This is a genomic window from Vibrio barjaei (assembly GCF_001639065.2).
Lineage (GTDB): Bacteria > Pseudomonadota > Gammaproteobacteria > Enterobacterales > Vibrionaceae > Vibrio > Vibrio barjaei.
The window spans coordinates 1-13,674 of sequence record NZ_LQXO02000005.1 but is presented as its reverse complement, the minus strand read 5'-3'; the positions used below and the strand labels follow the sequence as shown (position 1 = coordinate 13,674).

At 44.4% G+C, this 13,674-nt stretch carries 11 protein-coding genes; 6 read left to right on the top strand and 5 right to left on the bottom strand.

Going from position 1 to position 13,674, the window contains the following annotated elements; genetic code table 11:
- Position 1: 1 nt before the first annotated feature.
- A complete protein-coding gene (locus AWH66_RS00990) occupies positions 2–892 on the bottom strand; it encodes a DMT family transporter (protein WP_083399918.1) in 891 nt (296 codons plus the stop codon).
- A 112-nt stretch (positions 893–1,004) separates the two neighbouring features.
- Here AWH66_RS00990 and AWH66_RS00985 point away from each other — a divergent pair, with 112 nt between their 5' ends.
- From AWH66_RS00985 to AWH66_RS00970, 4 genes are all read left to right on the top strand, one after another.
- Complete coding sequence (locus AWH66_RS00985; RefSeq protein ID WP_006069326.1) at positions 1,005–1,379, top strand: DUF3302 domain-containing protein; 375 nt, start codon at positions 1,005–1,007, stop codon at positions 1,377–1,379.
- Positions 1,380–1,382: 3 nt separating this feature from the next.
- The gene (locus tag AWH66_RS00980; protein WP_063604868.1) at positions 1,383–2,513 is read left to right on the top strand and encodes an HlyD family secretion protein; all 1,131 of its coding nucleotides are present in this window, start codon (positions 1,383–1,385) and stop codon (positions 2,511–2,513) included.
- A 220-nt stretch (positions 2,514–2,733) separates the two neighbouring features.
- Positions 2,734–3,828 carry a NapC/NirT family cytochrome c gene (locus AWH66_RS00975; RefSeq protein ID WP_063604867.1) on the top strand — a complete coding sequence of 365 codons (1,095 nt, stop codon included), beginning with the start codon at positions 2,734–2,736 and terminating at the stop codon, positions 3,826–3,828.
- A gap of 16 nt (positions 3,829–3,844) precedes the next feature.
- Positions 3,845–6,292: a molybdopterin guanine dinucleotide-containing S/N-oxide reductase gene (locus tag AWH66_RS00970; protein ID WP_063604866.1), complete on the top strand. Its 2,448-nt coding sequence runs from the start codon at positions 3,845–3,847 to the stop codon at positions 6,290–6,292.
- A gap of 72 nt (positions 6,293–6,364) precedes the next feature.
- Here AWH66_RS00970 and pdxY read toward each other — a convergent pair whose 3' ends face one another.
- Complete coding sequence (pdxY, locus tag AWH66_RS00965) at positions 6,365–7,222, bottom strand: pyridoxal kinase PdxY (RefSeq protein WP_006069330.1); 858 nt, start codon at positions 7,220–7,222, stop codon at positions 6,365–6,367.
- A gap of 224 nt (positions 7,223–7,446) precedes the next feature.
- On the opposite strand from pdxY, the gene AWH66_RS00960 reads away from it, so the two are divergent.
- Together AWH66_RS00960 and gltS are read left to right on the top strand one after the other, a co-directional pair.
- Entirely contained in the window at positions 7,447–8,721 is a 1,275-nt protein-coding gene (locus tag AWH66_RS00960) for a mechanosensitive ion channel family protein (RefSeq protein WP_063604865.1), read from the top strand.
- A 365-nt stretch (positions 8,722–9,086) separates the two neighbouring features.
- Positions 9,087–10,313 (top strand): sodium/glutamate symporter, encoded by a 1,227-nt coding sequence (gene gltS, locus AWH66_RS00955; protein ID WP_063604864.1) that lies wholly within the window; start codon positions 9,087–9,089, stop codon positions 10,311–10,313.
- 70 nt (positions 10,314–10,383) lie between these two features.
- Here gltS and AWH66_RS00950 read toward each other — a convergent pair whose 3' ends face one another.
- The 3 genes from AWH66_RS00950 to dnaK form a co-directional block, all read right to left on the bottom strand.
- Positions 10,384–10,926, bottom strand: coding sequence for a glutathione peroxidase (locus tag AWH66_RS00950; protein ID WP_167360925.1), 543 nt, complete (start codon positions 10,924–10,926; stop codon positions 10,384–10,386).
- Positions 10,927–11,124: 198 nt separating this feature from the next.
- Positions 11,125–12,051, bottom strand: a complete 927-nt coding sequence (locus tag AWH66_RS00945) for a DnaJ C-terminal domain-containing protein (RefSeq protein WP_063604862.1) — start codon at positions 12,049–12,051, stop codon at positions 11,125–11,127.
- Between the two features lie 142 nt (positions 12,052–12,193).
- The coding region (dnaK, locus tag AWH66_RS00940) for a molecular chaperone DnaK (RefSeq protein ID WP_071487837.1) at positions 12,194–13,674 on the bottom strand (1,481 nt) is incomplete at its 5' end.

Here is a 13,674-nt window from a genome sequence, read left to right as displayed (position 1 = left end):
ATTACAAGAAAAACAGGGAGATTCCTCCCAATGCACATAATGTCCCGAGTACACTTCGTTTAGTCACGCGTTCCCCACGAATCACGTAAATGATTAGTATAAACAACGGACTGGTCGCAATCAGCGTTTGGGCAATGGCAGGGTTGGCATGCTTTAAGGCTACCTGCTGTAACCACAATGCTAAGAATGTTCCTACAAATATTGCAGCAAGCAACCAGCTCCAGTTCTTTTTCGACATATCTCGGCTTTGAGTAAGAATCGTCGAAAATGGCTTTTTCTCGACAAAGGGAATGATGACTGCAACCGCCATTACACCGATGACTAATCGAATGAGTGCACCTAGCAACGGAGGAAGATCCCCTTGCACCAGAGCAAAGTGGGAAATCACCACTCCTGAAGCCTGACAAACGCTGGCGACGAGCCCATACCCAACACCATGAAGATTGAGAGCCGAACCGTCATTTTCGTTCGGTTGGAATACAACTGCTGTCACCGCGATAGTCGTAATGACAACGCCTAACCAGCTTTGTAGTTGCAGTGCTGCGCCAAGAAATATAAGCGCGAGAACCCCCGACAACGGCGGTGCCAAAGATTCCAGCAACAGGGTTTTATTAGCACCGATTCTTTTTAAAGCCGCAAAGTAGGCACTGTCACCAATGGCTATACCTATAACGCCAGAGATACCTAAAACCCATAAATACTTAGGTTCGATCGCGACCTCCGGCATTGGAGTAAATGGCAGAACAATCAACATCATCAACGACGCGATTGATCCTTTAATGATATTAAGTTGTAACGCAGTAAAGTGATGTGAAAACTGGCTGTATATCCACGTTGCAATCGCCCAAACCATCGCAGCGCCTACCGCAGCTGCTTCTCCAATAAATCCCACTTTCTATCCTTTTAATTACCGCACAGTGTTGTTTAATACATAAATATAACAGATACTTAACTTACCGAATGAACACATTGTTCTCTTCATCACTTGTTAGCAAGGATGCATTATGTTTCTTGATTATTTTGCTCTAGGCCTTCTTGTCTTCGTTGCTCTGGTTATTTTTTATGGAATTATCGTCATTCACGACATTCCTTATGAAATAGCAAAAGAGCGTGACCATCCTCATCAGGATGCCATACATGTTGCTGGTTGGGTAAGCTTATTTACGCTTCACGCAATATGGCCATTTCTTTGGATTTGGGCAACCTTATGGCGTAGTGAACGCGGTTGGGGTTTTCATAAATTAGAAGAAGAGCAACACGATCTTCATCACCGACTCGAGCGTCTTATCGATCAAGTTTCCGAACTTGAGCAAGAAGTTACTTATCTTAAAGGCAAGCAATCTAACGCTGCCGTTCAACAACAAGCAGAGGAGAAGTAATCCATGGATTTATTACTGATACTCACTTATGCGGCGCTGTGTATTGCCATTTTTAAGATCTTTAAGATTCCTTTGAACAAATGGACAGTGCCCACTGCGGTGCTCGGTGGTGTGGTACTAATCGGTACCCTTATTCTTTTGATGAACTATAACCACCCATTTAGTCAAATCGGTGGACAGGTCTACAGTACTACACCAATTGTTTCCAGCGTGCGTGGCAAAGTCATTGAGGTAGATGTCGAAGCGAACCAACAGCTTAAGAAAGGCGATGTATTGTTCCGCATTGACCCTGTTCCATTTGAAGCGGAAGTGATTCGTGCAACAGCCGCGCTTGCAGACGCAAAGCAAGATGTACTTCAATTGGAAAGTGCATATAAAGCAGCCCAATCTGACACAATCAAAGCTCTAGCAGAGCGCGATAAAGCTGAACGAGAGTATGCTCGTTATCAAAAAGGCTTTAAGAAAGGTGCTTTTACAGCGCAACAAGTCGATACTCGTTTACAAACCTTCAAAGCAAATCAAGCCGCTTTAGAAGCCTCTCAAGCAAAGGAAGAGAGTGCACGTTTAGCGTTTGAGTCGCAAATCTACGGTGAAAACACTACCGTTGCTCAACTTAAAGCTCAATTGATACAAGCTGAATTCAATCTTAAAGAAACCGTGGTTCGTGCCCCAACAGATGGCTTTGTAACACAGTTGGCTCTTCGCCCTGGCATGATGGCTGTTCCGCTTCCACTTGCTCCTTTGATGACATTTGTCCATACCGAAGAAAATTTCTATATTGGTGCATTTCGTCAAAACTCCTTGCAACGTCTTCAGCCTGGATTTGAAGCTGAATTCTTATTTAGAGCACTACCGGGCAAGGTGTTCAAAGGTAAAGTCGTAGAAGTACTTCCTACTATTCCCGAAGGACAAATTAGCGCCAGCGGCACACTTAGAACCACTCGGAGTTTCAACACTATGGGGCGTGCTATGGTGAAATTGGTGATCGAAGATGATATGAGTCAGTATGTCCTCCCTACAGGTTCTAACGCAGAAATTGCTATTTATTCAGATAGTTTCACTCATGTTTCTATTATGCGTAAGGTTTTGATACGAATGAAAAGCTGGCAGAATTATCTGTATCTTGATCACTAAATAGATATTTGTATTAGAAACTAGGTACATATTCTCAAGGGCGCCAAATGGTGTCCTTTTTTTGTACTCTAATTCCGACAGAGAAAAGTGAGCTTTGGCACAGTTATAAAAAGCCACACAATTAGTAAGCCTATCTATGATTCAAATCAAATCCAAACATACTACTAAAGGAGTAGCGTTATAAATAATCACGAAATGACACATTTATTAATAAAAACCTATGAATCTAAAAAAACGATATATTTTGCTCATTACCTGTGTGGGAATATTAATTGGTTGGCTGAGTTTTGGCGGCACTGCTGCAATTATGCACAAAACATCCAGCACCGAATTTTGTCTCTCCTGCCACACGATGCAGATTCCTTACGAGGAATATCAAGGCTCCATCCATTTTACTAACGCAAAAGGTATTCGAGCTGAATGTTCAGACTGCCATATACCAAGCGACCCGCTCGATTACGTCATCACTAAAATCCGTGCTTCAAAAGATATCTATCACGAGTTTGTGACTGGCAAAATTGATGATGAAGATAAATATGAAGCACATCGCATGGAGATGGCAGAAACAGTTTGGGCTCAATTACGCGCGAATGACTCCGCCACCTGTCGCTCATGTCACTCATTTGATGCAATGGACACCTACGAGCAATCTGAAGATGCCGCAAAAATGCACGAGTACGGTGTCGCTAACAATCAAACATGCATTGACTGCCACAAGGGCGTCGCTCACTTCGCACCTGAACCTGAACTTGATACCGAAGTTTATAACCGTGTCGTCGCACAAACGGATAACACGCCAGCAGACGCAACGACGGTTTACTCCGTAGGGCCTATAGCTCTACAAGAACTCGGAACCATCAACCCTGCAGTTGAGATGTCCGTGGTTAACCACACAGACACCATTCGCACTGTGGCTCTGTCAGGCTACCAAATGAAAGGGGCAGAACAAGTCCTTTATATGGGTAAAGGGCAGCGAAACATCATCGCAACACTTTCAGAAGCGGGTCAACAAGCACTGAACGTTGGTGACTTCGAAGCAGACGAGTATGGAAATGAATGGCGCACTGCCACCCTCACCACCGACATTACTGAACCAGTATTAGGCAGTCCAGATGCATTGTGGGGCTATGCCGAAGAGCTAGACAATGTTTACTGCTCGACGTGCCACGCAAAAATCCCAGCCAACCACTTTACGGTCAATGCATGGGGACCTGTTGCAAAAGGTATGGGTGATCGCACCGATATCTCAGCTCTTGATTTAGAAATTCTCACTAAGTTCTTCCAAAACCACGCAAAAGACGTGGCTGGTCACTAAAAATAAGGAAAGCGTTATGACAGATATTACACGTCGTGGATTCCTCAAAGGTTCAAGTATGGCAGCAGGTGCGCTCGCTTTTACTTCCTTGACTCCCCTATCCGTTTCAGCAGCATCAAAAAGAGGCTCTGGTGTTTTAACCGCAGGCCGCATGGGGCCGATGCTTTGTGAAGTGGTTGATGGAAAGCTGATTTCCACTAAAAATGCGCTTGCTCAAACGGTGCCAAATAGCTTGCAAACTACGGGCCCAGATCAGGTATACACTAAGGCTCGTATCAAGTATCCAATGGTGCGCAAAGGGTATCTGGAAAACCCTGAAGCACCAGCAGGTGAACGTGGCAAAGACGAGTATGTTCGCGTGTCATGGGACGATGCCTACAAGCTGATTCACGAGCAGCATATGCGAATCCGTAAAGCTAATGGCGCAGAATCGGTATTTGCCGGGTCGTACGGTTGGCGTTCATCAGGTGTGCTTCACAAAGCACAAACTCTCCTACAACGTTATATGAGTTTGGCAGGTGGCTACTCAGGTCACCTGGGTGATTACTCTACTGGTGCAGCGCAAGTTATCATGCCTCACGTTATGGGCTCGATTGAGGTGTATGAGCAGCAAACCACACACCCAATGGTGCTCGAAAACAGTGACGTGGTTGTGCTTTGGGGTATGAACCCGCTGAACACCCTTAAGATCGCATGGAGTTCAACGGACTGCTCTGGTTTGGAGTTCTTCCACCAGCTTAAGAAGTCCGGCAAAACCGTTATCGCTATCGACCCAATGCGCTCCGAAACCATTGATTTTTTCGAAGACAAAATCCAATGGATCGCGCCTCGCCCTATGACAGACGTTGCTATGCTCATGGGTATCGCACACACATTGGTTAAGAAAGGTAAGCACGATAAAGCGTTCCTAGACAAGTACACCACTGGCTATGACCAGTTCGAAGCTTACTTGTTAGGCAAAGAAGACGGAGTAGAGAAAACTTCAGAGTGGGCGGCGGATATCACAGGCGTTCCAGCTAAACAAATTGAGCTACTTGCTGACATCTTCAGCGACAATCGCACCATGCTTATGGCTGGTTGGGGTATTCAACGTCAACAATTTGGTGAGCAGCGTCACTGGATGATTGCTACATTGGCGGCAATGCTAGGTCAAATTGGTCTTCCTGGCGGTGGCTTTGGTTTCTCTTACCATTACTCAAACGGTGGTAACCCAACACGTGATGCTGGCGTACTTCCTGCAATTTCTGCTTCGATTGGCGGTGGTTCGTCTGCGGGTAATGACTGGGCTATTTCAGGCGCAGTCAATTCATTCCCAGTTGCTCGAATTGTTGAAGCACTAGAAAACCCAGGTAAAGCGTACCAACACAACGGTCATGATAAAACCTTCCCAGACATCAAGATGATTTGGTGGGCTGGCGGTGCGAACTTTACTCACCACCAAGATACCAACCGATTGATCAAAGCGTGGCAAAAGCCTGAGCTTATTGTTATCTCTGAGATCTACTGGACCGCAGCAGCGAAACACGCAGACATTGTACTGCCTATCACTACGTCGTTTGAACGTAACGATATGACGATGACGGGTGACTACAGTAACCAACATCTCGTACCGATGAAGAAAGTCGTTGAAGCTCAAGGTGAAGCGCGTAATGACTTCGACGTGTTTGCCGATATGTCTGAGCTTATCAAAGCAGGTGGCCGCGATGTTTACACCGAAGGCAAATCTGAAATGGATTGGCTAAAAGGTTTCTATGAAGCGGCTCAGAAAGGCGGTCGTGCTGCACGCGTTCGTATGCCAAACTTTGGTAAGTTCTGGGATACCAACGAATTGATCGAAATGAAATTCAACAAGAAAGCAGCTGGCTTTGTTCGCCATGCTGATTTTAGAAAAGACCCTGTGATGAACCCGCTTGGCACACCAAGTGGCAAAATTGAGATCTATTCGAAAACCATTGAAGGCTACGGCTACGAAGATTGTCCAGCACACCCTACTTGGATGGAGCCGACTGAGTTCTTTGGCTCAGCTAAAGATGGCGAGCTACAGCTAATGACAGCGCACGCTGCTCACCGCCTACACAGTCAATTTAACTACGCTAAGCTTCGCGAAGAATATGCAATTGCTAACCGCGAGCCGATTTCAATTAACACTGAAGATGCTAAGAAGTATGGTATCAAGTCTGGCGATTTAGTTCGTGCATACAATGACCGTGGCCAAGTGTTGGTTGGAGCACTAGTTACCGATGGCATTAAACAAGGTTCTGTTTGTATCCATGAGGGTGGTTGGCCTGACCTTGACCCTGAAACTGGCATGTGCCGAAATGGGGGTGCGAACGTGCTGACTAGCGATATTCCAACTTCACGTCTTGCTAACGGATGTGCAGCGAACTCTTCATTAGTCCGTATAGAGAAGTACACTGGCAAAGTGCCGGGGTTAATGGCATTCACTGCGCCAAAGAATGCGTAATGTAATTCAGTAAGCAAAACGGGAAACCTTTGGGTTTCCCGTTTTTTCATCGTATATATGACGCGTCAGTCGTTATTTAACCTGAACAATCGTAAACTGCTCTTCGGGCGCCACGATCTCTTCCTGAGCTGCAATAGTTTGTAGCTCCCATTCTTGACGGTTTTGCGTCTCTTTTAAAATGGCATAGCTGGCATTATTCGCGTGAGCAAAAGCTTGTTCGGCAGTCCAGCCCTTTAATAGCCCAGCTGTGAATAACGCTGAGATCAAATCGCCAACACCAACCGGTTGTTTTGTAAATGTAAGATGCGGACGTTGAGCAATAAAGCAGCCCTCCTGCGTCGCCAACATCATGGTAAATTTATCGTTAGAAATACTATGTAGGTGCTTCACCAGTACCATCTTAGGTCCCAATGTCAGCGCTTTCTGACACGCCGCTACAGCATCTTCTAACGATTCAATATCCATCTGGGTGAACTGGCTGAGTTCAAACTGATTAGGAACGATAACATCCGCCATTGGCATAACGTCATTAACTAAATATTCGGTGGTTCCTTGAGGAACAATACAACCTTTCTCTGGGTCGCCCATCACTGGGTCACAGACATAAATAGCGTCGGGGTTTCTCTGCTTCACTTTAGTAACGGCATCCTTAACCGCTAGGCACTGCTCTGCACTACCTTGGTAACCAGACAACACCGCATTACAGTCCTTTAGCTGACCAATATTGTCGATACCTGCAATCAGCTCTGAAATGTCTTCTGCCGAAAATGCTTTCCCTGTCCAACCTTGTTGATATTGAGTGTGGTTTGAGAACTGCACGGTATGAATTGGCCACACTTCAAAACCCATTCTCTGAAGTGGGAAAACGGCAGAGCTATTGCCCGCGTGACCGTAAACCACGTGTGATTGAATAGAGATAACACCTTTCATTGGAACTCCTGCACATTATTGTTCTGATTTAATTCATTGTAATTTCAATATGAGCGCCATCTTGTCAGCAAACAAGAGAAAGGTAATAAATTTCTTATCAGATTTTCATAAGTTTCTTTAAACTGTATTGGAAACAAAAGCGTACACTTGTTTCTTCGTCTACGCTTTTTACATAGAACTACTCCAAAAACAGTCTAACAATATTAAGAACCAAGGACTTTAGTTTGATTGAACACCACTTTCGCAACTTTGTTTCAGATAAATTGAACACCTATATGTCAACAGGCGAGCTCGATGGCGGAACGATGACACTCGTGTTGATCGTCATAAGCTTGGCCATTGCGTTAATATGTTTTATGGTTGCCCATCATGTGTTCGTACGCTTTTTTAATCACATTCTGCTCAAAACTAATAAGCCTCTGGCGGAATGCGTCACTAATAATCGTGTTTTCGAAAAACTCTCTATTCTCACACCTCTGTTAGTACTAAACATCTTCATCCCAATAGCCATCAGCCACTACGACATTTTGTCCACGGTAATTGACCGAGTATTAGCTATCTTAATATTGCTGGTTATTCTGTGGATGGTGTATTGCTTCTTAGATGCGGTCAACGATCTGGCAACTTACAAAGGCATCACACGTCGAATGCCCATAAAGAGTTTTGTTCAGCTTATTAAGTTGTTTACCTTCTTTATTGGCGTCATTGTTACTATTTCCATTTTGGCAAATGAAGCGCCAGTAATCTTGTTCTCTGGGCTTGGGGTGGCGACTGGTTTTGTCATGCTGGTCTTCAAAGACACTATATTGGGGTTTGTTGCCGGTATTCAGCTTTCAGCTAACAGAATGGTGAGTCTCAATGACTGGATACAAATGGACTCCTATGGTGCAAACGGTACAGTGGAAGAAATCTCACTCACTACCATTAAAGTTCGTAACTTTGATAATACCGTTAGCATGCTACCTGCTTATGCATTAGTGCAAAATGCCTTCATTAACTGGCAAGGGATGTCTGATTCTGGAGGACGTAGAATTACTCGCTCAGTCAATCTAGATGTAACATCAATTCGGTTTGTTTCGAAAGAAGAAGTTGAAGAGCTCACCAAACTTCGTTTATTGAGGCAGTATATTTTTGAAAAGTCTAAAGAGATGGACGATTACAATCAGAGCTTGGAGCAAGATGACTTAGAAGCGAATCAACGCAGTTTTACCAACATCGGTCTATTTCGTGCCTATTTGAATGCCTACTTACACGCAAACAAAGACATTCATCAATACATGTTGATTATGGTCAGACAACTTCAGCCAACACCAGAAGGCATACCGCTACAGATCTACGGTTTCACAAACACCACCGATTGGGGGCTCTATGAAGGCATTCAATCTGACCTTTTCGATCATATCTATGCCATCATGCCGCAGTTCGGACTGAGACCATTTCAACAGCTTACTGGCCATGATTTCGCTGCCAGTAATGGCTCACTCTCTTCAAAAATCTAACCTCATATCTCTAAGCTGAGGCGTAACACGCCTCAGCCTCAACCGATAAAACTTTTATAAAACCCATATTATTTAGCATTTAAATCGTTAAATTTTCTATCTAAATATATTGTTTATCGTTTGCTAACTAGCTCGTTATTTCAGCATTAATCACGCCTGTTATGCTCCCCTTCCAACAATAGCATTGGTAGTAAACACTTGCCTTTTGGGACATTACTTACTCGTAAGGTTACCGAGTCGAACACCATCAGATTCGATGTTTTAGTGCCATAGTTTGCCCAATCACATTGTAAGTCGACGCTACAGGATGAAAGCCGTCGTTACATTCTCAGCGTTAAGGATGGCACAGACAATCGAAGTTAACTATGCACAACACTATTACCATTGATCCATTACAGTCGTTTTTGATCGCGATTGTTGTCCTGTTCGTCGGTAACTTTCTTAAGAAAAGAGTCGCCTTTCTCGACAAATACAATATTCCTGAGCCAATCATAGGCGGTCTTATTGCTGCTATCTTAATTACGGTTCCGCATTTAAACGGTACCGCAATTGAATTTTCACTGCCGTTAAAAGATACCTTTATGATGCTGTTTTTCAGCACCGTAGGTTTGACAGCCAGTTACAAACAGCTTGCTAAAGGTGGTTTTAAAGTCTTTTTGTTTCTGTTTGTCGCAACGGTCTACATCATTATTCAAAATGGTGTAGGTGTAGCGCTAGCATCAGCGCTTGGCTTGAATCCACTTATGGGATTAATCGCTGGTTCAATCACGCTTTCTGGTGGGCATGGCACTGGCGCAGCATGGGCGGGCACATTTACCGAGCAATATGGCATTCAGAATACACTTGAGCTTGCTATGGCTTCCGCCACATTTGGTCTTATCATTGGTGGCATCATCGGTGGTCCAGTTGGGAACCGACTAGCAACCAAGAACAAGCTAAGTTCAGAGTTTGGCGTAAAGCATGATATTCACGCCTCACACCCAGAACTTATGACATACGACGAGGCTCAGCAAGACAAAGTCACCTCTAAAAGTATCGTTGAAGTGATTGGTCTGCTTATGATTTGCGTCGTAGGTGCTAAAACCCTCGGACCAATAATTAAGTCGCTTGGCATTCGGTGGCTTATGATCCCTGACTTTGTCTACGCACTCTTTATTGGGGTCATCATCACCAATCTATTTGAGGCAACAGGGATTAAACGTATCAATATGGAAACGGTTCATATATTAGGAACGACTTCTCTCAACTTCTTCTTGTCGATGGCCCTGATGAGTTTACAGCTTTGGGAGATATACAATCTCGCGGTACCGTTCCTGATAATTCTCACGGTTCAAACTATCGTAATGGCATTATTTGCGTATTTCGTGACGTTTCGAGTGATGGGAAAGAACTATGATGCTGCAGTCATCGCCAGTGGACATTGCGGTTTTGGGATGGGAGCTACACCGACTGCCGTGATGAATATGGGCTCAACAGTAAGCCGTTTTGGGCCATCACCAATGGCTTTCATGGTCGTACCTATTGTAGGCGCTTTCTTTATCGACTTAACCAACCTAATTATCATTCAAAGCTACATCTTCTTTATTGGTTGATACCGCTCACGATAGGCCCAGAGCTTGGATAATCATCTTTGGCTCTTGGGTCTCTTCTATGTCGAACCGTCTACAACTGTTTTTCTATCATTTGGGTGATTTTAGTGTCAGTAGGAGAAATACCTGAAGAGAATACACCAACCACCGCACCATTTTTGTCGATAAGATACTTGTAGAAATTCCACTTTGGGGAAACCCCGCTCTGCTTAGCTATTTCGGAAAACACCGGGTTGGCTTGCTGTCCTTTCACTGAACTGCGCGCCATCATTGGAAATGTGACGCCAAAATCGAGAAAGCAGACTTTCGCGGTATTCTCTTCGCTGCCACGATCTTGGTTGAAGTCGTTCGATGGGAAACCAACAACACTAAAGCCCTGGTCCTTAAATTGATTATGTAGCTGTTCTAATTGCTCAAACTGTCCAGTAAAGCCACATTGACTCGCGGTATTAACTACCAATAGTACTTTGCCCTGAAACTGCTCACACAGATTGACATCATTCGTCGAGTTTAAGGCTCTTTGAGTTGAATTGAGTATCGTAGGACAAGAGGCTGCCAATGTCTCTTTCGCTATTAAGCCAAATAGTAGTCCTAAGACCAATGCTTTTAAAACCATGCTCATACTCACCTCCCTTAGACAATGATTTGTTTACGGGTAAGAATAAGAATAGTTCATCGGCAACGATGCTCAAGAATTGAAATAATCACTTATTTGATGCATAAAAATTCAGCCACATAAAGTGGCTGAATTCTAATACGTTACATTGTAATGCGTTGGCTTTAAGGCGGGCTTAGTTCATTTTACTTTAAAAGACTAAAGCGTTGTTCTGAATTGTTCTAACAACTCACGCTGTGCATCGGTCAGATTGGTTGGTGTTTCAACTTGAATCTTCACCAATAGATCGCCCGTTTCACCTTTACGATTTGTTATGCCTTTGCCAGTCATCTTGAACTTGCGCCCAGTTTGCGTACCCGCAGGGATTTTAAGCTTAAAGCGACTGTCTAGTACATTCACTTCTACTTCCCCCCCCAAAGCTGCAGTGACCATATCAACCTTGGTATTGCAGATAAGGTCATTACCATCGCGATCTAAAAACGCATGTGACCTGGTTGCAATAACGAGTAGTAAATCACCCGCAGGCCCACCATTGACACCTAATCCACCTTTACCTGAGTAGCGAATCTTTTCGCCATCTTTGATACCGGCAGGGATCTTTACATTGATCTTTTTCTGTTCACCATTGATTGGCAATTCGACCGTTTTTTCAGCCCCTTGAACCGCATCAATAAAGTCGACCGTCAGAGTATATTCTTGGTCTTGCCCTTTTTGAGCGCGCGGACGCCCACGACCACCTCGAGCTTGTGAGAAGATATCCTCAAAGCCACCAAAGCCGCCGCCACCGAAGCTACCTCCGCCAAAACCGCCACCTCGTTGACGGAAGGCGTCACCGAAGATGTCTTCGAACCCACCGCCGCCATGACCACCGTGACCGCCATGTCCACCAAAGCCGCCACCTTCGAATGCCGCATGACCAAATTGGTCGTACTGACTACGTTTTTCTTTGTCCGTTAGAATTTCATAAGCTTCTTTTACTTCTTTGAAATTCGCTTCTGCCGTCGCATCTCCGGGATTTTTATCGGGGTGATATTTCATCGCCAACTTCTTGTAGGCTTTTTTAATATCTTTCTCTGAGGCTCCCTTGGAGACACCTAGCACGCTGTAATAATCTCGTTTTGACATGCTAAAACCTCACTCAATTTCTCACTCAAACGGAAAAAAGGGCGTATGAGTTCCCTCTTACGCCCTGAATACCGATAAGTTTATGTATTTATGAACATAACTCAACTTTTAATTGCTCGAAAACAATTATCTGTCGGTGGCGTTACTTCACTTCTTCGAAGTCAGCTTCAACCACATCGTCATCAGCATTTGATTTAGCTTGAGCCTCACCATTTGCTGCTTGAGTTTTCTGCTGAGCGATTTCCATTAGCTTTTGAGCCGCAGCCATTAGCGATTGCACTTTCGCGTCGATCGCTTCTTTCTCTTCGCCCTTGCGAGCTTCTTCTAGCTCAGTGATCGCTGCTTCAATCTTCTCTTTCTCTTCTGCAGGTAGCGCTTCACCAGCTTCTTCTACTTGCTTACGAGTACTATGAATCACTTGGTCAGCTTGGTTACGTGCCGTTGCTAGCTCTTCGAACTTTTTGTCCGCTTCTTTGTTAGCTTCTGCTTCTTGAACCATTTTCTCAATGTCTGCATCGCTCAAGCCACCTGAAGCTTGAATAGTGATCTTTTGCTCTTTGCCAGTCGACTTATCTTTCGCAGAAACATTCAAGATACCATTGGCATCAATATCGAACGTCACTTCAATCTGTGGCAATCCACGTGGTGCAGGCTGAATACCTTCTAGGTTGAATTGACCTAAAGACTTGTTGTACATCGCTTGCTTACGCTCACCTTGAACAACGTGAATAGTCACCGCGTTTTGGTTGTCTTCTGCGGTTGAGAATACTTGATTCGCTTTAGTTGGAATCGTCGTGTTTTTCTCAACAAGCTTAGTCATGACACCGCCCATAGTCTCGATACCTAGAGACAGAGGAGTCACATCTAATAGCAATACATCTTTGACATCACCAGCTAGTACGCCACCTTGAACAGCAGCACCCATAGCGACTGCTTCATCAGGGTTCACGTCACGACGAGCTTCTTTTCCGAAGAACTCCGCCACTTTCGCTTGAACCATAGGCATACGCGTTTGACCACCCACAAGAATGATATCGTTGATATCACCAACCGTTAACTCGGCATCCGCAAGTGCGGTTTTCAATGGCTCAATTGAACGCATCACGAGATCTTCAACTAGAGATTCTAGTTTCGCACGAGTCACTTTTACGTTCATGTGCTTAGGACCCGTTGCATCAGCTGTTACATACGGTAGATTCACATCAGTTTGAGAAGTAGAAGAAAGTTCGATCTTCGCTTTTTCTGCTGCTTCTTTAACACGCTGCATTGCTAGTGGATCGTTTTTAAGATCAATGCCTTGCTCTTTCTTAAACTCATCAACCAAATAGTTGATTAGACGGTTGTCAAAGTCTTCACCACCAAGATGTGTGTCACCATTAGTTGCAAGAACTTCAAAGGTTTGCTCGCCTTCAACTTCATCAATCTCAATGATAGAGATATCGAATGTACCACCACCAAGGTCATATACAGCGACAGTGCGGTCACTACCTTTCTTGTCTAGACCGTAAGCAAGCGCCGCTGCTGTTGGTTCATTGATGATACGTTTAACTTCTAGTCCTGCGATTCGGCCTGCATCTTTAGTTGCTTGACGCTGTGCATCGTTAAAGTAAGCAGGAACTGTGA